18 protein-coding genes and 2 pseudogenes are annotated in these 20011 nt (G+C 63.0%); 15 read left to right on the top strand and 5 right to left on the bottom strand.

Annotated features, from left to right (window positions below):
• The first annotated feature begins 44 nt into the window (after positions 1-44).
• A complete protein-coding gene (locus AC5ZG5_RS22020; protein ID WP_456642697.1) occupies positions 45-917 on the top strand; it encodes a phytanoyl-CoA dioxygenase family protein in 873 nt (290 codons plus the stop codon).
• Between the two features lie 88 nt (positions 918-1005).
• Positions 1006-2355, top strand: a complete 1350-nt coding sequence (locus tag AC5ZG5_RS22015) for an MFS transporter (RefSeq protein WP_456642696.1) — start codon at positions 1006-1008, stop codon at positions 2353-2355.
• An 85-nt stretch (positions 2356-2440) separates the two neighbouring features.
• Here the strand turns inward: AC5ZG5_RS22015 and AC5ZG5_RS22010 are convergent, their stop codons facing one another.
• Entirely contained in the window at positions 2441-3106 is a 666-nt protein-coding gene (locus AC5ZG5_RS22010; RefSeq protein WP_456642695.1) for a VOC family protein, read from the bottom strand.
• A gap of 45 nt (positions 3107-3151) precedes the next feature.
• A pseudogene (locus tag AC5ZG5_RS22005) lies at positions 3152-4576 on the bottom strand (epoxide hydrolase family protein).
• A gap of 172 nt (positions 4577-4748) precedes the next feature.
• Here AC5ZG5_RS22005 and AC5ZG5_RS22000 point away from each other — a divergent pair.
• From AC5ZG5_RS22000 to AC5ZG5_RS21975, 6 genes and pseudogenes are all read left to right on the top strand, one after another.
• Complete coding sequence (locus tag AC5ZG5_RS22000) at positions 4749-4895, top strand: hypothetical protein (RefSeq protein WP_165435076.1); 147 nt, start codon at positions 4749-4751, stop codon at positions 4893-4895.
• A 368-nt stretch (positions 4896-5263) separates the two neighbouring features.
• Positions 5264-5701: a hypothetical protein gene (locus AC5ZG5_RS21995; protein WP_456642694.1), complete on the top strand. Its 438-nt coding sequence runs from the start codon at positions 5264-5266 to the stop codon at positions 5699-5701.
• Positions 5698-6555 carry an alpha/beta fold hydrolase gene (locus AC5ZG5_RS21990; RefSeq protein WP_456642693.1) on the top strand — a complete coding sequence of 286 codons (858 nt, stop codon included), beginning with the start codon at positions 5698-5700 and terminating at the stop codon, positions 6553-6555. The genes AC5ZG5_RS21995 and AC5ZG5_RS21990 overlap by 4 nt, the downstream gene beginning before the upstream one ends.
• 20 nt (positions 6556-6575) lie before the next feature.
• Positions 6576-7772, top strand: coding sequence for an ABC transporter substrate-binding protein (locus AC5ZG5_RS21985; protein ID WP_456642692.1), 1197 nt, complete (start codon positions 6576-6578; stop codon positions 7770-7772).
• Between the two features lie 45 nt (positions 7773-7817).
• Positions 7818-8708: pseudogene (locus AC5ZG5_RS21980) on the top strand (NAD(P)-dependent oxidoreductase); the annotation flags it as partial.
• Positions 8709-8716: 8 nt separating this feature from the next.
• Positions 8717-9472: an IclR family transcriptional regulator gene (locus tag AC5ZG5_RS21975; RefSeq protein ID WP_456642690.1), complete on the top strand. Its 756-nt coding sequence runs from the start codon at positions 8717-8719 to the stop codon at positions 9470-9472.
• A gap of 13 nt (positions 9473-9485) precedes the next feature.
• On the opposite strand, the gene AC5ZG5_RS21970 is transcribed toward AC5ZG5_RS21975, so the two are convergent.
• Complete coding sequence (locus AC5ZG5_RS21970) at positions 9486-10166, bottom strand: GntR family transcriptional regulator (RefSeq protein ID WP_456642689.1); 681 nt, start codon at positions 10164-10166, stop codon at positions 9486-9488.
• A gap of 141 nt (positions 10167-10307) precedes the next feature.
• On the opposite strand from AC5ZG5_RS21970, the gene tcuA reads away from it, so the two are divergent.
• The 3 genes from tcuA to AC5ZG5_RS21955 all read left to right on the top strand — a co-directional run bounded on the left by tcuA (position 10308) and on the right by AC5ZG5_RS21955 (position 13177).
• Positions 10308-11699, top strand: coding sequence for an FAD-dependent tricarballylate dehydrogenase TcuA (gene tcuA, locus AC5ZG5_RS21965; protein ID WP_456642688.1), 1392 nt, complete (start codon positions 10308-10310; stop codon positions 11697-11699).
• Positions 11686-12792, top strand: a complete 1107-nt coding sequence (gene tcuB, locus AC5ZG5_RS21960; RefSeq protein WP_456642687.1) for a tricarballylate utilization 4Fe-4S protein TcuB — start codon at positions 11686-11688, stop codon at positions 12790-12792. Before tcuA ends, tcuB begins: the two co-directional genes overlap by 14 nt.
• A gap of 82 nt (positions 12793-12874) precedes the next feature.
• Positions 12875-13177 carry a putative quinol monooxygenase gene (locus tag AC5ZG5_RS21955; protein WP_130224099.1) on the top strand — a complete coding sequence of 101 codons (303 nt, stop codon included), beginning with the start codon at positions 12875-12877 and terminating at the stop codon, positions 13175-13177.
• A gap of 12 nt (positions 13178-13189) precedes the next feature.
• Here AC5ZG5_RS21955 and AC5ZG5_RS21950 read toward each other — a convergent pair whose 3' ends face one another.
• Positions 13190-13777, bottom strand: a complete 588-nt coding sequence (locus AC5ZG5_RS21950; protein WP_028162218.1) for an ANTAR domain-containing response regulator — start codon at positions 13775-13777, stop codon at positions 13190-13192.
• Positions 13774-14949, bottom strand: coding sequence for a transporter substrate-binding domain-containing protein (locus tag AC5ZG5_RS21945; RefSeq protein ID WP_456642686.1), 1176 nt, complete (start codon positions 14947-14949; stop codon positions 13774-13776). The genes AC5ZG5_RS21950 and AC5ZG5_RS21945 overlap by 4 nt, the downstream gene beginning before the upstream one ends.
• Positions 14950-15371: 422 nt before the next feature.
• Here AC5ZG5_RS21945 and AC5ZG5_RS21940 point away from each other — a divergent pair, with 422 nt between their 5' ends.
• The 4 genes from AC5ZG5_RS21940 (at position 15372) to AC5ZG5_RS21925 (ending at position 20009) form a co-directional block, all read left to right on the top strand.
• The gene (locus tag AC5ZG5_RS21940) at positions 15372-16772 is read left to right on the top strand and encodes an amidase (protein WP_456642685.1); all 1401 of its coding nucleotides are present in this window, start codon (positions 15372-15374) and stop codon (positions 16770-16772) included.
• A gap of 17 nt (positions 16773-16789) precedes the next feature.
• Positions 16790-17788 carry an acetamidase/formamidase family protein gene (locus tag AC5ZG5_RS21935; protein WP_130223970.1) on the top strand — a complete coding sequence of 333 codons (999 nt, stop codon included), beginning with the start codon at positions 16790-16792 and terminating at the stop codon, positions 17786-17788.
• A 33-nt stretch (positions 17789-17821) separates the two neighbouring features.
• A complete protein-coding gene (locus tag AC5ZG5_RS21930) occupies positions 17822-19060 on the top strand; it encodes an urea ABC transporter substrate-binding protein (protein WP_456642684.1) in 1239 nt (412 codons plus the stop codon).
• Between the two features lie 82 nt (positions 19061-19142).
• Positions 19143-20009 (top strand): ABC transporter permease subunit, encoded by an 867-nt coding sequence (locus tag AC5ZG5_RS21925; protein WP_028162223.1) that lies wholly within the window; start codon positions 19143-19145, stop codon positions 20007-20009.
• Positions 20010-20011 lie beyond the last annotated feature (2 nt).

Raw genomic sequence — 20011 nt, 5'->3', positions numbered from 1 at the left:
TTCGGCCATGGTAGCGCTAGCATAACAAAAGGAGGAACCGCCGTATGATTTCAGACGAAGTGGTCCAGACCTACCGGCGCGATGGGGTGATCGTCGTCCCCGAGGTGCTCGATAAGGATACTCTGGCGCGGGTCCGCACCGTGCTGGCTGAACTGGTCGCCGGTGCCGCTGATGTCACCGAGCACACCGACGTCTATGACCTCGAACCCGGCCACACCCAAGAGAACCCGAGGGTCCGCCGCATCAAGGCGCCGCACAAGGTGCACCCGATCTTCGATCAGATCGTGCGCAGCGAGCCGGTCATCTCCATCCTTACCAAGCTGATCGGCCCTGGCCTGCGCCTGCATGGCTCCAAGCTCAACATGAAATCCGCGCAGTACGGCTCGCCGGTCGAGTGGCATCAGGACTGGGCGTTCTATCCCCACACCAATGACGACATCCTTGCGATCGGCGTGCTGCTCGACGACTGCGATCTGGAGAACGGTCCCATGCTGGTGACGCCCGGGTCGCATGTCGGCGACACCATGTGGGATCACCACGGCGAGGATGGCTGCTTCGCCGGCCTGATCGATCCGGACGCGATTCAGGGCGAGATCAAGCGTGCGGTGCCATGCATCGGCAAGGCCGGCAGCATGTCGTTCCATCACGTGCGCGCGCTGCACGGCTCGGCGACGAACACCTCAAACCGCCCGCGCAACCTTCTGCTCTATGAGGTCGCGGCAAGCGATGCCTGGCCGCTGGCCGGCGTGAAGGACTTTGCCGAGTTCGACAGCCGTCTGCTCGCCGGCGGCTCGGTGGTCGCGCCGCGCATGACCAGCGTTCCCGTGCGCGTGCCGCTGCCGCCGCCGAAGCGCCAAGGCTCGATCTACGAAACGCAGTCCGCGTCGAAAAAGAGCTACTTCACGCGCGCTGCCTGAAAGACGTCTGACGAAGCCCGCGGGGAGCAACTCCCGTGGGCTTCGCGCTTGCGAGGACCAAAAAACAAATCAACAGGGATGGAAACCAATGACCGAGCTCAAGGCCGGCGGCGCCGGCCAATCGCGTTTACGTGTGATCCTTGCTGCGAGCGTCGGCTCCGCGCTCGAATGGTATGACTTCTTCCTCTATGGCACGGCGGCTGCGCTGGTGTTCGGCGAGCTGTTCTTTCCCAAGAGCGATCCCGTCGTCGGAACGCTGCTGGCGTTCCTGACCTTCGGTGTCGGCTTCGTGGTGCGCCCGTTGGGCGGCATCATTTTCGGCATCATGGGTGATCGCTATGGCCGCAAGCCGGTGCTGGTCGCGACGCTGCTGATGATCGGCGTCGGCACTACCGCGATCGGGCTGCTGCCGACCTACAATCAGATCGGGATCTGGGCGCCATTGCTGCTGGTCGCAATGCGCGTGGTGCAGGGCCTCGGCGCCGGCGCTGAATATGGCGGGGCGGTGATCTATCTGGTGGAGAATGCGCCGGCGAGGCATCGCGGCTTCTGGGGCGGCTTCGCGCCGCTTGGCGTATCCGTCGGCAATCTGCTTGCCGCCGGCGCCTTTGCGCTGGTGACCATGCTGCCGCGCGAGGCGATGCTGAGCTGGGGCTGGCGCCTGCCGTTCCTGGCGAGCTTCCTGTTGATCCTGGTCGGCATCTTCGTGCGCCTGCGCGTGACGGAAACGCCTGTCTATACCGAGGCCGTCGTCGCGCGCGGCAAGATCGAGCGCAACCCGGCCATGGAGGCGCTGCGCCAGCATCCGCGCAACTTCCTGGTCGTGCTGGGCGCGCGGATGGCCGAGAACGGGCTCGGCTATTTCTTCCCGGTGTTCGGCCTCAGCTACGTCATCACCACGGTGGGCGTCCCGAAATCGGAGGCGCTGAGCGCGCTGATGCTCGCGTTCACCGTTGAACTGTTTGCGATCCTCGGCTTTGCGGCGCTGTCCGATCGCATCGGACGGCGGCCGGTCTACATGTTTGGCGCGCTCGCCGGCGTGGCGCTGGCGTTCCCGTTCTTCTGGATGGTCGGTACCAAGGAGTGGATCTGGATCGCGGTGGCCTTCATCCTGGCGAGGGCCGTGGTGACGGCCGCGATGTTCGGACCGCAAGCCGCTTACTTCGCCGAGCTATTCCCGCCGCAGCGGCGTTTTGCGGGATTCGCGTTTGCGCGCGAGCTCGGCTCGTTGCTTGCGGGCGGTCCGGCGCCGTTCGTCGCAACGGCGCTGGTCGCGGCCTATGGCAGTTGGTGGCCGGTCGCCTGCTACGCGATGTTCCTGTCGCTGTGTACGGTGATCGCGGTGTGGATCGGGCCCGAGACCTATCGGGAGGATATCGCCGCCGACGAGCCCGTGGTGCAGCACGACTTGCCCGTGGCGATGCCGCAGCGGGCCTGAGGGCAACGCAGCCGCTCCGCGTCCAGTCGCCGCTCTGCTTCATGGAGCGGCGACTGGCCGCCGCGCTGCCTCGGGTAAGCCGCCACTATGACGGCAGCGGTTTGCCGACCTGTTCATTGACGATGTACTCGGCGTACCAGTCAGGCCAGTTCTCATCGCGCTGGCCGCCATTCCGCTTCTCGTGCTCGCCATGTGCGGCCGCCGCACGCCGGAGCGCGCTCGCGAGATCGGTACGCGAGGCGAATGTCGTGCCGTCCGTGTCCACGCGTCCCGGCAAACGCGCGGTGATTTCCTGGACCAGCCAGCCGTTGCCATCAGGATCGCTGAAGGAGACAAACGACTGGTAGCTCCCACGCTCGGGATCGGGGCCGCTGACCCGCAGCCGGCCAAATAGATAGGGTTCGTCAGTGCCAGTGTGCACGTCGCCGCCGCCGTGGAAGGCCTCGCTGACCTTGACGCCGCGACTGAGCAGATCGTTGCGGGCGGCTTCGATGTCGGAGACGACCAGATAGAGGCCTTGCGCGGAGCCGGGCGCCGCCGCGGTGACGTTCTTGCCGAAGATGACTGAACAGGGCGAGCCAGGCGGCGTGAACTGGATCACGCGCCAGTCACCCGCGGCGAAGTCGGCATCGAGCCTCCAGCCAAGGTTCGCGTAGAACTGCTTCGCGCGGTCGACATCCGAAACGGGAATGACGAGGATCTCCAGCTTCATGTCGACCCGTACTCTCACGCCTTCGGTTGCACCGGTCATGGATATCTCCCTGATGTTGGTCGTCGGTTGGCGTGCCTGTTCATCTCACATCGATTGCCGCAGCGGCCTGAACGCGGCTCGGATCTCCGCGCTGAAGAGCTCCGGCTGCTCCCAGGCCGCGAAGTGGCCGCCCTTCTCGACCTCGTGGAAATAGACGAGGTTGCGATAGGCGCGTCGGGCCCAGGTCTCCGGGGCTTGATAGCTTTCCCCCGGAAATACCGTGATGGCAACCGGCAGCGAGATCTCGGAAGTCTTTTCTCCGGCCGCCAGCACAGGGCTGCGCCCACCGCCGTATTCCCAATAGATCCGCGCCGCCGACGTTGCGCTGTTCGTCAGCCAGTAAAGCGTGATGTCGTCGAGCACCTCGTCAGGCGACTTTTCTGGATCGCTGTTGTCGTAGGTCCAATTCGTGAAGCCGGGATGGCCGAGCATCCATGCTGCGAGACCTGTCGGAGAGTCCGCCAAGGCGTAGCCGATGGTCTGGGGCCGCGCGCCCATGATCACCGCGTACGACCTGTTGCCTTTTTTGGCTGCCGCGCTGAGCGCGTCGAACGCCGCGCGTTCCTTCTCGGACAGTCCCTCCGGCGCCGGCCCACCGGCGGCGATCACAGCGGCAATCTCCGATGGCACGACCGCCGGCAGGTTGATGTGGATGCCGAGCAGGCCTGCCGGCGCCAGGCGCGCCATCGCGCTCGACACGGGCGAGCCCCAGTCGCCGCCCTGCGCGACGTATTTCGTGTAGCCAAGGCGCTGCATCAGCTCCGCCCAGCTTCGCGCGATGCGGTCGGGACCCCACCCGGTGTCGGTCGGCTTGCCGGAGAAGCCGAAGCCCGGCATCGAAGGGATGACCACGTCGAAGGCGTCCTGCGCGCGTCCGCCGTGGGCAGTCGGATCCGTGAGCGGACCGATGACCTTGAGGTTCTCGAACACCGAGCCCGGCCAGCCATGGGTGATGATGACCGGTAGCGCATTGGGATGCTTGGAGCGGACGTGAATAAAATAAATATCGAGGCCGTCGATCTCGGTCATGAACTGGGGCAGAGAGTTCAGCTTCGCTTCCGCCTTTCGCCAGTCGTAGCCTTTGCCCCAATATTCGACGAGCGGCTTGAGCTTGCCGAGTTGGATGCCCTGCGACTGGTCATTGACCGTCTCGCGGTCGGGCCAGCGCGTCGCTACGATCCGCCGGCGAAGCTCAACGAGGTCTTCTTCGGGGGACGTTGACGCGGAACGGCCGGATCGCATCGCTTGTGTCAGCCGGCGCCGGATAGGCGGGAAACAGGCTGGCCGCGCTTGCGACAGCGATTCCCATCGCGGTGGCAGTCAGCAACTTGCGCCTGTCCTGGTTGACGATCTCGGGATTTGTTTGCTCCGCCGCGACTGCGACGGGTGTCTCGATGCGAGCGGTCATTGAACTGTCTCCTTTGAATCAGAAGTCGTCGACAAAGCAGCGACCAGTTCGGCGGTCGTCACCGTTTCGAGGAAATGGTCGGGGACCTTCGGTTCCTTCTCTCACGCGATTTCACGATCATTTTATGCCCGCATCGGGACAGATGGGATGCGGATCCACACAGGATTTACGATCTATTTGAAATGATAGTTGTCATCCAACGGGGAACTGCCCCAATCTGGCTTGGAGCCGCATATGGGTGAAGTCGTTCGATTTGTTCCAAAGTCTGAGCTCGAGCGGGCCCGGCTTATCCGGGAAGCGCGTGCGATCTACGACGCCATATTCCCGGCGGCGGATGAAGCCAGCTCACAGCAGGACGACGAAACGCCGCAACGCCGGTGATTTTACCGTAAGACGGCTGCCTTGGCGCGCATTGAGCGCTCCGGCCTCGATCGAAATATATCATTGGCGCCAGCAGCGGCGGTCGACGCGCTTGCATTCGACGTCTTCCCGCGATCAACCGCGCTGACATCCCCGCCTCATTACAGAGAATCTCCCCGGCGCGTTAGCCGGGCACGGATCATCCCGCCGCCATTGTGGTGATGCCCGCGCTCCCTCGGATCGCGCGGAGAAAATACCTTTAGCGCTGGCTCGACCGCCAACCGCGGCCGAACCCCCCTTGAGTTCAGCCAGGAAGTGCGTGTAAACGGGTGACAGAAAAATAGAACATCATTCTGCTCTGCAGAACGGGCGGCCCGGAGGAATCGAGCGTGAACCCTGATGCGGCATCGACCGACCGGCCATCTGTTGCGTTCGACAATCAGGTGGTCGATGCGTTCAAGACCATTCCAGAGTTGCTGTCGCGCGACGAGAAGCTGATCGGCCGCGGCCGGCTGCTTGACGTGGAGTGTCTGCTCGGACCCACGGTGCAGCCCTTTCATGTGACCATTTGCGGCGGGCGCATCCTCGATATGACTCCCGCGCCGGTGCTGATGCGGTCCTGGCGCTTCGCCTATCGCGCGACGCCGGCCGCGTATCGCGCCTATTGGCAGGCGGTGCCGCCGCCGGGCTGGCACGATCTGCTCGCGCTTACCAAGCGCGGGGAGGCGACACTGGAAGGCGATCTGCATCCCTTCATGTCGCACCTGCAGTACTTCAAGGATCTCCTGGCGCTGCCGCGTCGCAGCGGATTGCTGAGCGCGCCATGAGCGGCTTTGTCGAACCGATCGTCGGACGCTACGTCCATGTCGAGATCGATGGCGAGATCAACCGCATCTATTTCGAGGAGAATGGCACCGGTATTCCCCTGGTCTGCCTGCACACCGCCGGCTCCGATGCGCGGCAATGGCGCCATTTGCTGGTCGACGAAGAGTTCACGAAGCAGTTCCGCATCATCGCGTTCGACATGCCCTGGCACGGCAAATCGAACCCGCCGGACAGCCAGTATGGCAACGAGTACAGGCTGACGACCGCGACCTACACGGCCATCATCCGCGCCTTTTGCAGCGCGCTGAATCTCGATCGGCCGGTGGTGATGGGCTGCTCGATCGGCGGGCGTATCGTCCTCAATCTTGCGATATCGCATGCCAGCGAGTTTCGCGCGTTGATCGGCCTTGAGGCCGCCGATTTCCAGCAGCCCTGGTACGACACGGCATGGCTGAACCGGTCCGATGTGCATGGCGGCGAAGTTTGCGCGGCGCTGGTCTCGGGCCTGATCGCGCCGAACGGTCCAGTGGTCGCGCGCGACGAGACCCTTTGGGGCTACAAGCAGGGCGGTCCCGGCATCTTCAAGGGCGATCTCTATTTCTACCGAGTCGACGGCGATTTGCGCGGCCGCGTCGGCCAGATCGATGTGCGCCAGTGCCCGCTCTATCTCTTGACCGGCGAATACGATTTTTCCTGCACGCCGGAGGACACGCTGCGTACCGCCGCGAGCATTCCCGGCGCCAAGGCCACGATCATGGAGCGGCTCGGCCATTTCCCGATGAGCGAGAATCCAGCGCAATTCCGCGCCTACATCGCTCCAGTGCTGCAGGACATCCTGAACGGACAGAATACTTGAGTTAGGTAGGGAGCGTATTGATGAAGTTGCGTTTGATAATCGCGGCCGTGCTGGCCGCGCAGGTGAGTGTCGCGTCGGCAGCCGATAACGTCATTCGAATCGGCGTGCTCAACGACCAATCCGGTGTGTTCGCCGACAATGGCGGTCGCGGCTCGGTGGCCGCGGCGAAGCTCGCGGCGGAGGATTTCGGCAACGAAATCCTCGGCAAGAAGATCGAGATCATCACCGCCGATCACCAGAACAAGCCGGACATTGCCTCTGCGACCGCGCGCAAATGGTTCGACAACGAAGGCGTCGACATGATTGCCGATGGCGCCGCATCGTCCGCCGGATTTGCCATCCTCGAAATCGCGCGGCAGAAGAACAAGATTTTCGTGATCAGCGGCCCAGGCTCGTCCGACTTCACCGGAAAGTCCTGCTCGCCGATCAGCTTTCACTTCAACTACGATACCTATGCGCTGTCGAAGCTGACCAGCGATGCGATCACGCGCGCCGGCGGCAAGACCTGGTATTTCGTCACGGCAGACTATGCGTTCGGCCATGCTTTGCAGCGCGACGCCACCAAGTTCATCGAGGCCGCCGGCGGCAAGGTGATCGGTTCGGCCGCGCACCCGCTCGGCACGGCGGACTTCGCCTCGTTCCTGCTGCAGGCGCAAGGCTCGAAGGCCGATGTCGTCGGGCTTGCGACCTCGGGCGCGGACGTGCAGACCGCGATCAAGCAGGCCGGCGAGTTCGGCATCGTCGAAGGCGGGCAGAAGCTGGCGGGTCTCCTTGTCTTCATTACCGACGTCAACTCGCTCGGGCTGAAGGCGACGCAAGGCCTGCAGGTGACGACCTCCTTCTACTGGGACCTCAACGATGACACCCGTGCCTGGTCGAAGCGCTATGCGGCGTTGATGGATGGCAAGGTCGCCAGCATGGTCCAGGCCGGCGTCTATAGCGGCGTCCACCACTATCTCGCCGCGGTGACGGCGGCCGGAACGACGGATGCGACCGCCGTTGCCGCCAAGATGCACGAGATGAAGGTCAACGACATGTACAACAAGGATGTCGTGATTCGTCCTGATGGACGGGTGCTGCACACCATGTATCTCGTGCAGGTGAAGAAGCCGGAAGAATCGAAGTACAAGTACGACTACTACCGAATCGTCAGCTCGAGGCCTGGCGAAGAGGTGTTCCGGCCCATGAGCGAAGGCGGCTGTCCGCTGGTCAAGTGAAGTTATCGAGACGGGCGGGGTGCCGCCCCAAAGTGTGAGGAGAATGCCTGCATGACAGGGACAATCGGGTTCATCGGTCTTGGCGTCATGGGCGAGCCGATCTGCCGCAATCTGGTGCGCAAGAGCGGACAGAAGGTGCTGGCGTTCGACCTTTCGGCGGAGCCGCTGGCCCGGATCGTCGCCGATGGCGGTGTGGCCGCCGGGTCGACTGCCGATGTTGTCAGTGGCAGCGACGTCATCTTCATCTGCCTGCCGAGCGCGAAGCTTGTGTCCTCGGTCTTCGAGAGCGGCATTGCGCAGTCGATCCGAAACGGTCAGACCGTGATCGACCTCGGCACCTCCGAGGTCGGCATGACCCGCGAGTTTGCGCGGCGCCTGGCGGAAAAGCGCGCGCTGTGGATCGACGCGCCGATCGCCCGCACCCGCCAAGCGGCGCAGGATGGCACGCTCAGCGTGATGGTTGGCGCCACAGTCGATGCGTTTGCCAAGGTCGAGCCGCTGATCCGGCATTTCGCCACCGACGTCACGCTCTGCGGCGGCACCGGCGCCGGCCAGGTGACGAAGATCCTGAACAACATGGTGCTGTTCGAGACGGTCAATGCGCTGGCGGAAGCTGTTGCTGTTGCAAGCCACAGCGGCGTCGAACCGAAACTGCTGCTGGAAACCCTGTCCAAGGGGTCGGCGGACAGTTTTGCGCTCCGCAATCACGGCATGAAGGCGATCGTGGCGAAGGAATTCCCGCTGCGGGCATTCTCGACCGAATATGCACTGAAGGATCTGACCTATGCGCTTGAGCTGGGCGGCCACGCCGGCCTGAACCTGCGGGGCGCAGCGCTCCTGCGCAGCATTTTCGAGGAGACGATCGACAAGGGGATGGGGGATGCGTATTTTCCAGTCATCGCAAAGCTGATCGATCCCGCCGGCTTCTCCAAATAGGAAGCACCATGCGTTCGCCCGGCGTTGCCGCCGTCGACCGTGCGCTCACCATCCTAGGGGCGTTCGAGGAAAAGCCGGAGCCGATGAGTCTCGCCGAGCTGTCGCGGCACACCGGGATGTACAAGAGCACGCTGCTGCGGCTGATGAGCTCGCTGCAGGAATTCGGCTATCTCGTGCAGCTCACCGACGGCCGCTACCATCTCGGGCCGACGCCGTTCCGATTGGGCGCGATCTATCAGCGCGCCAATAATCTGCATGATCAGGTGATGCCGGTCCTGCGGCAACTGGTGGCCGCGGGCACGGAAAGTCCGTCGTTCCACGTCCGACATGACGGCAAGCGCCGCTTGTGCGTGTTTCGCATCGATTCCCAGCACTCGACGCTCGACCGCGTCGAGGCCGGCATGCTGCTGCCGCTCGACCGCGGCGCCGCAGGACGAGTCATCCTGGCGTTCGATGGCGAGAGCGGCGAGGCCTACGATCCCATCAGGAAGGGCGGCATTGCGGTTTCGTTCGGCGAGCGCGACCCGGACTGTGCCGGCATTGCCTGTCCCGTGTTCGGGCCGAACGGCAAGCTCGTCGGCGCGCTGTCGCTGTCCGGCCCCAAGCCGCGCTTCACCAAGGACAGTATCAAGACGATGTCATCGCTGCTGTCGCAAGCGGCGGCGCGGCTGACGCGCTCGCTCGGCGGTCCGACCGAGCTCCTGGACCGCGCCACCCCACCGCTCGAGGGGACGGCGCGTACGCAGCGGCGGGCAAGGAAATAGCGCGCAGCATGCGCTATTGCTTCTGCAGAAGTTTCAGGCGGCAGCGCAGCGCTTCCCGGATATGGGTGCGCGCCAGCTTCTCCGCCTTGTCGCTGTCGCGGGCCGCGATAGCGCTGATGATGGCGCGATGTTCCCTGCGGCTGGTCGACGGGCGGCCGGCCACGGCGAATGTGGTGGGGCCGAGCAGCGCAATCCAATCCTGCAGCTCCCTGGAAGCATTATCGAGATAGCGATTGCGGGCAGCGCGGCAGATCGCTTCATGGAAGGCGCGGTTGAGCTCTGCCATCTCGACTGGATCGTCCGGGTGTTCCGCAAAGGCCTGCTCGATGTCGGTCAGGGCATCGATCTCGGGCTGCGAGGCGTGTTCGGCGGCGAGCCGGGCGGCCGAGCCTTCCAGGATCTCGCGCATGGTATAAAGCTCGAGCACCTCGCCGATATCGAGGCTGCGGACGATCAGCCCCCGTCCGCCCGCCGGCGCCACGAAACCGCGCGCCGCAAGCCGACCCAGCGCTTCGCGTACCGGCGTGCGGCTGACCTTCAGCCGCTGTGCCACCTCTTCTTCCCGCAGCCGGTCTCCGGCCCGATAGGCTCCCGCCTTCAGCGCCTCGCACAATGAGCGGAACACGGCTTCCCCGAGCTGAACGCCGGAACCGCGCGAAATCGATCCGATCGCCTTGTTTGGCCGCTTTGCCATCCTGTCTCCGGTCGCAAAGCGCATCAATCCCATGCAAAGACGGCGCTTGCGGTGCTTATGTATATCTTTGTATACAGAAATGGACAATGGTGCAGGCATCCCGGAAAGCGCCGAAAATGGCCTTTCGGTCGGGCAGAGGGAATGAGCAGCAAATACGACGTGCTGGTGATCGGTGGCGGCAACGCGGCGCTGTGCGCGGCGATCAGCGCGCGGCGTGCGGGCGCTTCCGTGCTGGTGCTGGAGGGGGCGCCAAAGTTCTACCGCGGCGGCAATACGCGCCATACGCGCAACATGCGCTGCGCCCACGATGCCGCGACCGAGATCCTCACCGGCCCCTATACCGAGGAGGAATTCTGGGAGGATCTGTTGCGGGTGACCGGCGGGGAGACCGACGAGGACCTCGCCAGATTCATGATCCACGAGTCCAAGGATATCCTGAACTGGATCGTGGAACAGGGGGTGCGCTGGCAGCCCTCGCTCGGCGGCACGCTCAGCCTTGGCCGCACCAATTCATTCTTCCTCGGCGGCGGACGCGCGATGCTGAACGCGCTCTATCTCACCGCGGAACGGCTTGGCGTCGACATCCGCTATGATGCCGAAGTCGTCGATATCAAGGTCGAGGACGGCATGTTCCTCTCGGCCGAGCTGAGGCGGCCGATCAACAGCACGACCGAGGTGCACGCTGCGGCGCTGGTGGCCGCCGCCGGCGGTTTCGAGGCCAACATCGAATGGCTCAGGGAATATTGGGGCGAGGCCGCCGACAACTTCCTGATCCGCGGCACGCCCTACAATCGCGGCTCGATCCTGAAGATGCTACTGGCCAAGGGCGTGCAGGAGGTCGGCGATCCCACGCAGTGCCACGCGGTGGCGATCGACGCCCGCGCGCCGAAATTCGACGGCGGCATCATCACACGCCATGACTCCGTCGTGTTCGGCATCGTCGTCAACAAACACGCCGAGCGCTTCTACGACGAAGGCGAGGATATCTGGCCGAAGCGCTATGCGATCTGGGGCCGGCTGGTCGCCGCACAGCCCGACCAGATCGCCAACATCATTTTCGATTCGACCGTCGTGACCAGCTTCATGCCGACGCTGTTCCCGCCGATCGCGGGCGGTACGATCGCCGAGCTTGCCGGCAAGCTCGAGCTTGATCCGGCGGCGCTGGAAAAGACCATCATCGAGTTCAACGCCGCGGTGCGGCCCGGCACCTTCGATCACACCATCCTGGATGATTGCCGCACCGAAGGCATCGTGCCGCCGAAGACGCATTGGGCGCGCCGGATCGAGACGCCGCCTTATCTCGCCTATCCGGTGCGGCCCGGCATCACCTTCACCTATCTCGGCACGCGCGTGAACAAGCAGGCGCGGATGCTGATGAAGGATGGCAAACCTTCCGCCAACATGTTCGCCGCCGGCGAGATCATGGCCGGCAATGTGCTGGGACGCGGCTATGCCGCCGGCATCGGCATGACCATCGGTAGCGTGTTCGGCCGGATCGCAGGACGGGAAGCGGCAAAGAATGCACGGAACTAGGATCTTGCAGGAAGCCGATCGTCTGATGACGGTCTGCAATTCGTGTCGCTATTGCGAGGGGCTGTGCGCGGTTTTCCCCGCGATGGAGATGCGCCGGTCGTTCTCCGACGGCGACCTCAACTATCTCGCCAATCTCTGCCACGCCTGCGGCGCCTGCTATGTCGACTGCCAGTTCTCGCCGCCGCATGAATTCAACGTCAATGTGCCGAAGACGCTGGCGGTGGCGCGCGCCGAATCCTATGCCGCCTATGCCTGGCCGCGCGCGCTGTCCGGCGTGTTCGCACGCAATGGGCTCGTCATCAGCCTGATTGCCGCCTTCAGCATGGCCGCCTTCATCTTCGGCTTTGCCGCCTTCAACGGGCCGACGCTGCTCTTCGGCGTCCACACCGGCCCCGGCGCCTTCTACAAGCTGATGCCGCACAATGCGATGGCGGCGCTGTTCAGCGCGGCTTTTCTCTATGCGATCCTGGCCCTCGTCATGAGCGTGCGCGCATTCTGGCGCGATATTGGCGAGCCGATCGGTGCGCGCGCCGATGGCGGCTCGATCTTCCAGGCGATTCGCGATGCCGGTGAGCTGCGCTATCTCCATGGCGGCGGGGTCGGCTGCTACAATGAGGACGATCGGCCCACTGATCGGCGTAAGCTCTATCACCATCTCACCTTCTACGGCTTCCTGCTGTGCTTTGCTGCGACGTCGGTCGCCACGCTCTATCACTATCTTCTGGGACGCGAGGCGCCGTATGCGTGGTGGGACCTGCCGGTCGTGCTTGGCTCGCTCGGCGGCATCGGCCTGATCGTCGGGCCGATCGGGCTGCTCCTGGCGAAAGGACAGCGTGATCCCGCGCTGCTCGATGATACCAGCTATGGCATGGATGTCGGGTTCATCGCCATGCTGTTCCTGACGGGCATCACCGGAATGGCGCTGCTGCTGTTGCGCGAGACGCCGGCGATGGGACCGCTGCTCGCGCTGCATCTCGGCGCCGTGTTCGCGCTGTTCATCACCATGCCCTATGGCAAGTTCGTCCACGGCATCTACCGCTTCGCCGCGTTGGTGCGCTATGCACAGGAGCGGCGTCACGGCTTGAGCGATTAGGCGAACAGATGGCATGTTCGCGCTGCGCGAGCCGGACGATGATCTGGCGCCGCCGATCATCCGTGAGCCGGGGGAGGGCGACATGTTGACCATCACCGCGATTATCCGGGCCAAGAAGGGCCATGAGGCCGTCATGCGTCAGGCGCTGCTCGAAGTCGCAGCGAGCGTTCGCGCGAACGAAACGACGACTGTCGGCTATTACATATCGCAGGACACGATCGACCCGTGTGTGTTCACGACCTACGAGCGCTACGTCGATCGCGCAGCGATGGATATGCACAACAATTCCGACGCCGTCCTCCGCTTCTTCGGCGTCGCCAAGCCCATCATCGATGGCGAGGTGACGCTGGTGACCGGCACCGAAATTTCCAGGAAGAACGATTAGATCATCGCGAATCTATCCGGTCGCGCGGGGCAGGCTGCCGTTCGCGGCGATTTCGGCCGACATCTGCTCGATGGTTTTGCGCTGCTCCATGGCAGCTCGCCGGATCAGCGCAAAAGCGGCAGGTTCGGCAACGGAGTGCGTGTGCATCACCTGGAGGACGGCGGCCAATACGACGCGGCGCGAGCGCAGGCGTTCTTCCAGCTTGAGGACTTGTTGCTTCAATTCGTTGGTGCGCTCGGCCCGCTCGAACGCCATCACCAGTGCGGCGTAGATGCCGGCTGAGCGCAGCGGCTTGACCAGAAACGACGCCGGGTCGAGCTCGAGCACCAGCTTCAGCCGGCTTGGAGTCTCCGTGCCGAGCAGGGCGATGACAGGACATTGTCCAAGCAAGGCCCGCTGCGTCGGCGAGGTCAGCGGCAGGAATTCATCGTCGATCAGCGTCACATCCGACTGACACGCGAGAGCGCTTCCTTGCTCCCATGTCAGGACGTCGATTCCCAGACGTTCGAACTGGCGCCTGACGATCGACAGGTCGCGCTCGTCCTTGATGGCGACGAGGGCCTTGCGGCCGCGGAGGGAAAATGAAGACGGTTTGCTCATTTCACAACCCGCAAATGAAGCGCACTCGGCGACGTTCCGTCCCTTGACTTCTCACGCACGGGTCCGGCGGCGATGTCGAGCTGCGTCAAATAGGGATCCGGCTTAACCGGTGCGTCGGACTCCCAGAAGATGTCGAACTGTCCCTGCGCATTCGAGACGGCCAGACGCGGCGTAAGGACGCAATGGTTATTGGCACCATCGATCCAGACCGGTCCCTGCGGCGAATTGTAGCGATAGCCGGCGGCCGCGCGCCGCACCTCACCAATGTTAGACGTCCCGGCCCGATGCAGCGCGCGCGCCAAGAGATACACCGCGACATAGGTGGATTGTCCATCGACGGAGGGGCTGCTGGCTTCGCCATGACGCGCCTTCCAGCGCTGCACGAAGGCGAGGTTCTCGGGCAGGCGGATGCTCTCGAAATAGGCTGACGACGTGATGCATCCGGCGGATGCGGGTCCGACTATCTTGAGCTCCGGCTCGCAGAGGCTGCAACTCAGCATCGGAATGTCGAGACCGGCCGCCGTGGTAGCGGCATGAAAGGCGCGGATGAAATCGTAGCTCGAACTGCCGACGAGCGTATTGAAGACGACTGGCGGCTTGCGGCGGACGATTTCGTCGACGATGTGCCCGACTGCGCTTTCGCCCAGCTCGAGCAGCCGTTCGGCAAGGATGCTTCCCTGCGCCGCTGTTACCAGTTCGCGGGTGACGCGATTGGTCTCCCAGGTCCAGACATAGTTGGATCCGACGCAGAAGATGTGTCGTGATAAATTGTCGAGCACGTAGCGCACGAGCGGCAGGACATTGTGGTTTGGCGACGCGCCGACATAGATGACATTATCGGAACATTCGAACCCTTCGTAACGTGCGGGATACCAGAGCAGGCGATCGGTGCGCTCGACGATCGGCAGAACTTGCTTGCGCGAGGCCGAGGTGTAGCAGCCGATAATATGCTCGACGCCCACGTTGCGAATGAGGTCATCGCAAACCGTGTGGTATTCCGAAATGACGCCGCGGGGATCGCGGACATGCGCGGTGAACGTGAAATCAAAGTCAGGGTGATCGTTGATCTCGTCGACCGCCATCAGAGCGCTCTTCAATATCTCGCGCCCCATGGCCTGATAGGGCCCGGACTGCGAACATATGATGCCAACTGGAACCGACGGCTTTGTCATTGATGGCTTTCGACGAGACAGAGCCCTGAGGAAATCATCATCGCCGATATCGGTGCAAGAGGTCTTGCCGATTTACTGCGCATGACGCTTGCGAAATTTGTGCAACCTCCGTCGTTGACAATGCGCTAGGCACGAACCTAGAATTTTTGACTGCCGGGCTTACTGTCGAACCTTAATTTGCTTCGGTCAGGCCGATGACGTCCTGATCCCAGCGGCGACTGCTTCGTTCGATCTTGAGCCCATGCGATAGACCATAGCAGCGGCATTTGAGCCATTCGTCACCTCATTCCGGAGGGGCGGGTGGCTTTTTTCTTTTGCCGTACAAGAAACTGGCGAAACATGCGTGTCGCCAGGCCGATGGCGCGTGCGCGACGATCGGCCTGATACGCCTGGGAAGCGACGAGCGAGGAACAAAAAAGGCGATGCCGACGACAGATATTTGCTATCTCGGGTTGGTCGAGGTTGGGCAGCAGATACAGGCGAAGAAGCTGTCGCCTGTCGAAGTGACAAAGGCGATGCTTGAACGGATTGATCGGCTCGATCCCAAGCTCAAGAGTTACGCCTGTGTCATGGCTGATTCCGCGCTTGCGGAAGCGACGGCAGCAGAAAAGGAAATCTCCTCTGGCAAGGTCAAGGGGCCGCTGCACGGCGTGCCGGTTGCGATCAAGGATCTTTGCTGGGTCAAGGGCGCACCGGCCGCGCATGGAATGACCATCCATCGCGACTTCCGTCCGAGCGAGGATGCCACGGTCGTTGCGCGCCTGAAAGAGGCGGGCGCGATCATCCTTGGCAAGCTGCAGCAGACCGAAGGTGCCTACGCCGATCATCATCCGAAGATCGACCCACCGAAAAATCCATGGAACGTGGATTTGTGGTCGGGCGCGTCGTCGAGCGGTTCGGGTTCCGCCACCGCAGCCGGTCTCTGCTTCGGCTCGCTCGGCACCGACACCGGCGGCTCGATCCGCTTTCCGTCCGCAGCCAACGGCATCACCGGGCTGAAGCCGACCTGGGGGCGGGTCAGTCGCTATGGCGCGTTCGAACTCGCGGCGACGCTGGATCATATCGGGCCAATGACGCGCAGCGCGGTCGATTGCGGTGCCATGCTCGGCGCGATCGCGGGCGAGGACGCCAAGGACACCACCGCCGTGCCGCTGGCCGTGCCGGACTATCTTGCCGGCCTGTCCGGCAGTCTGCGGGGCGTTGCGATCGGTGTCGATCGGCGCTGGACCAGCGAAGGCACCGATGAGGCCGCAAGCAAGGTCCTCAGTGAAGCTTTGCGGGTCGCGGTGGACCTCGGCGCAGAAATCAGCGAGATCGCCTTTCCGGATACCAAGGCCATTGTCGACGACTGGTTTCCGCTTTGCGGCATCGAGGCAGCGGTTGCGCACGAGGCGACCTACCCGTCGCGCAAGGGCGAATACGGTCCCGCGCTTGCGGGGCTGCTCGATCTCGGCCTGCAGCAGTCCGCCACCGACTATCAGAAGATCGTGCTGCGGCGCGAAGCGTTTCGCGGCGCGGTGCGACGGTTGTTTGAGACGGTCGATCTCATCGCTGTGCCGGCCCAAGCCTTTGCCGCACCCACGCTCGCGACGATGGCAACGCTCGGCGAAGACGCTTCCCTGATCGCCGGATTGCTGCGCTTCACCTGTCCGTTCGACATGACCGGAAGCCCGACCATTACGCTTCCGGGCGGTTTCGCCCCGAACGGCGGCCCGGTCGCCTTTCAGTTTGTCGGCCGCCATTTCGATGAAGCGGGTCTTGTCCATGCGGGTGACGCGTTCCAGCGCGTCACCGATTGGCACAAGCATCATCCCGCTCTCTGATCCAAGGAGCCGTTCGCATGACAGCAGAAGACTGGTTGCAGAGTTCCATCATGTCGAAGCGCGGCCTCGCCAAGGGGGTGGCCGGCACGAAACGTAGTTTGACGATCGAGCAGCAGGGGGGCTTTCACTATGTCTACGGACCCTATGCGAAGCCGACGCTGTCGATCGATCCGGGAGAGGTCGTTGTCGTCGAGACCGAGGACGCGTTCGGCGGCGTGCTTACGAGCGAGAGCGACAGTCCGACGGCGAAACTGAACTTTCCCTACCTCAACCCGCAATGCGGGCCGATCGCGGTGAAGGGCGCCAAGAAGGGCGATTGCCTTGCCGTCTATATCCACGACGTTGAGACTCGCGGCGAGCAGCCGGCCGGAACGACCTGCATCATCCCTGAGTTCGGCGGGCTTGTTGGGACGAGCTCGACAGCGATGCTCAATCCACCGCTGCCTGAGCGCGTCCGCAAGCTGCATGTCGACAGGAACGGCGTGCGCTGGAACGACAAGATCACGCTGCCCTATGAGCCGTTCATCGGCACGATTGGTGTCTCGCCCGAGATCGAGGCAATCTCCTCGTTGCAGCCGGACTATCATGGCGGCAACATGGACCTGCCCGATGTCGCACCCGGGGCCGTTCTTTATTTGCCCGTGCATGCCGAGGGCGGGCTTCTTTACGTCGGCGACTGCCATGCAACACAGGGAGATGGCGAACTCTCCGGCGTTGCGCTCGAACAGCGTGCGACGGTCACGCTCCAGATCGATCTGATCAAGAACTGGAGCTTTGCCTGGCCCCGTCTGGAGACGCGCGATTTCATCATGACCATCGGCAGCGCACGCCCGCTCGAGGATGCGGCCCGCATCGCCTACCGCGAACTCACGCGATGGATGAGCGCCGACTACGGCTTCGACGAGATCGACGCGTACATGCTGCTCAGCCAGACCGGACGCATGCGGCTCGGCAACATGGTCGACCCGAAATACACGATGGGTGCATCGATCCTGAAAACCTACCTCAAGGCGTAAATTTCAGCCGCTTTTCAACAAGGGGACATTTCAATGAAATCAGGACATCTGCTCCGGACCGCTCTTCTTGGCGTCGTGCTGGGGACGGCGGCGTTCGGTGCCACGCAGGCAGCCGAGCCGCCGCTGAAGGTCGGTCTGCTCGAGGACGTCTCCGGCGATCTGGCATTCATGGGCATGCCGAAACTTCACGGCTCGCAGCTTGCGGTCGAGGAGATCAACAAGAGCGGCGGCATCCTCGGGCGGCAGATCGAGCTCATCCATCTCGATCCACAGGGCGACAATGCCCGCTATCAAGAGTTTGCGCGACGTCTGCTCAGTCGCGACAAGGTCGATGTGCTGATCGGAGGCATCACGTCCGCTTCGCGCGAGGCCGTCCGGCCGATCATCGATCGGACGACCACGCCGTATTTCTACACCAACCAGTACGAAGGCGGCGTCTGCGACGCGAGCATGATCAGCATGGGGGCGGTCCCCGAGCAGCAGTTCTCGACGCTGATCCCCTGGATGGTCGAGAAGTTCGGAAAGAAGGTCTACGTCATCGCTGCCGACTACAATTTCGGACAGATCTCGGCGGAGTGGAACCGCAAGATCATGAAGGATCTCGGCGGCGAGGTCGTCGGCGAGGAATTCATCCCGCTCGGCGTTTCGCAGTTCGCGCAGACGATCCAGAATATCCAGAAGGCGAAGCCGGATTGGCTCCTGACCATCAATGTCGGCGCCGCCCAGGACTCGTTCTTCGAGCAGGCCGCCGCGGCAAAGCTCAATTTGCCGATGGGCTCGTCGATCAAGGTCATGCTCGGCTTCGAGCACAAGCGGTTCAAGCCGCCGGCGCTCAACAACATGCATGCGACCGCGAACTGGTTCGAGGAGATCGATACGCCCGAAGCCAACGACTTCAAGAAGCGCTGGCACGCGAAGTTCCCCGATGAACTCTACATCAACGACATGGGCTACAACGCCTATAACGCGCTCTACATGTACAAGGCGCTGGTCGAGAAGGCGAAATCGACCAAGCTCGAGGACATGCGCAAGGTGATCGCAACTGGTGAGGCCTGCATCGATGCACCCGAAGGCAAGGTCTGCATCGACCCCAAGAGCCAGCACACTTCTCACCGCATGCGTCTGATCTCCGTCGGTCCTCAACATGAGGTGACCGTCGTGAAGGACTACGGAACGATCAAGCCGTACTGGCTTGGCGACATCGGCTGCGACCTCACCAAGAAGAATGACAAGGACCAGTACACGCCGAGTCATTTGCCCAACAAGTCGTGACGCCACTAATCGGATCATGACTTTGAATTGCGCGGACGGCGCATCGCTGCGGCGTCCATGACGAAGGAGCGGGAGACCGACGATGTCGGCTGAACTATTCTCGGTATTTTACCAATTCGCCGACGTCTTCGCGTTTCTGATCCTCTCGGCCGCAGGTCTTGCGATCGTGTTCGGCATGATGGGCGTCATCAACATGGCGCATGGCGAGTTCATCATGTGCGGGGCCTATGTGACGGTCGGACTTGTGAAGCTCGGCGTGCCGCTTGCCATTGCGCAGGGGCTTGCCGCGGTGACGGCTGGATTGATCGGGGTTGCCGTCGAATACCTCATTGTTCGTCGGCTATATAAGAGACCGCTGGATTCCTTGCTCGCCACCTGGGGACTCAGCCTGATCGTCACGCAATCGATGCTGCTGATCGTGGGATCGTCGGTCACGGGGATCGGCACGCCGGAGGGCAGCTTTGCGATCGGCGGCTACACATTCTCGACCTATCGACTCGTGCTGTTCGCGTGTGCGGTCGCTGTGCTGATCGGTCTCTACGTGATCTTCATGAAGACACGGTTCGGCGTAATGGCGCGCGCGACGATGCAGAATGCCGCGATGGCAAAGGCGTTGGGTGCGCGCACCGGGCGGATCTACGCAATCAGTTTCGGCATCGGCGCCGGGCTCGCCGGCCTTTGCGGTGCGCTTTACGCGCCGACGATGACGCTGATTCCGACGATGGGTGCTACGTTCGTGGTGGAGAGTTTCGTCACCGTCGTGGTCGGCGGGGCCAATGTCCTGCTTGGTACCGCGCCGGCCGCCGTGTTCCTGGCGATGATTCGAATGGCCCTGAATGCAAGCTATGGGCAGATCATCGGCCAGATCGGCATGTTGTTTGCAGTGATCCTGATCATCCGTGTCTTGCCCGAAGGCCTTTCCAGCGTGCTGGTCCGTCGCGGACGCTGAGC

Source organism: Bradyrhizobium sp. Ses1, from assembly GCF_059512365.1.
Note: the sequence above shows the minus strand (reverse complement) of the source record. Positions and strands in the feature narration are given on the sequence as shown.

Bases quoted from the DNA above. Each gene is read 5' to 3' on its own strand.
- tcuA (WP_456642688.1), top strand. From the start codon at position 10,308: ATGAGCAGCAAATACGACGTGCTGGTGATCGGTGGCGGCAACGCGGCG.
- tcuB (WP_456642687.1), top strand. From the start codon at position 11,686: ATGCACGGAACTAGGATCTTGCAGGAAGCCGATCGTCTGATGACGGTC.
- AC5ZG5_RS21975 (WP_456642690.1), top strand. From the start codon at position 8,717: ATGCGTTCGCCCGGCGTTGCCGCCGTCGACCGTGCGCTCACCATCCTA.
- AC5ZG5_RS22000 (WP_165435076.1), top strand. From the start codon at position 4,749: ATGGGTGAAGTCGTTCGATTTGTTCCAAAGTCTGAGCTCGAGCGGGCC.
- AC5ZG5_RS21945 (WP_456642686.1), bottom strand. From the start codon at position 14,949: ATGACAAAGCCGTCGGTTCCAGTTGGCATCATATGTTCGCAGTCCGGG.
- AC5ZG5_RS21970 (WP_456642689.1), bottom strand. From the start codon at position 10,166: ATGGCAAAGCGGCCAAACAAGGCGATCGGATCGATTTCGCGCGGTTCC.
- AC5ZG5_RS21985 (WP_456642692.1), top strand. From the start codon at position 6,576: ATGAAGTTGCGTTTGATAATCGCGGCCGTGCTGGCCGCGCAGGTGAGT.
- AC5ZG5_RS22015 (WP_456642696.1), top strand. From the start codon at position 1,006: ATGACCGAGCTCAAGGCCGGCGGCGCCGGCCAATCGCGTTTACGTGTG.
- AC5ZG5_RS22020 (WP_456642697.1), top strand. From the start codon at position 45: ATGATTTCAGACGAAGTGGTCCAGACCTACCGGCGCGATGGGGTGATC.
- AC5ZG5_RS21990 (WP_456642693.1), top strand. From the start codon at position 5,698: ATGAGCGGCTTTGTCGAACCGATCGTCGGACGCTACGTCCATGTCGAG.
- AC5ZG5_RS21925 (WP_028162223.1), top strand. From the start codon at position 19,143: ATGTCGGCTGAACTATTCTCGGTATTTTACCAATTCGCCGACGTCTTC.
- AC5ZG5_RS21955 (WP_130224099.1), top strand. From the start codon at position 12,875: ATGTTGACCATCACCGCGATTATCCGGGCCAAGAAGGGCCATGAGGCC.
- AC5ZG5_RS21930 (WP_456642684.1), top strand. From the start codon at position 17,822: ATGAAATCAGGACATCTGCTCCGGACCGCTCTTCTTGGCGTCGTGCTG.
- AC5ZG5_RS21940 (WP_456642685.1), top strand. From the start codon at position 15,372: ATGCCGACGACAGATATTTGCTATCTCGGGTTGGTCGAGGTTGGGCAG.
- AC5ZG5_RS21950 (WP_028162218.1), bottom strand. From the start codon at position 13,777: ATGAGCAAACCGTCTTCATTTTCCCTCCGCGGCCGCAAGGCCCTCGTC.
- AC5ZG5_RS21935 (WP_130223970.1), top strand. From the start codon at position 16,790: ATGACAGCAGAAGACTGGTTGCAGAGTTCCATCATGTCGAAGCGCGGC.
- AC5ZG5_RS22010 (WP_456642695.1), bottom strand. From the start codon at position 3,106: ATGACCGGTGCAACCGAAGGCGTGAGAGTACGGGTCGACATGAAGCTG.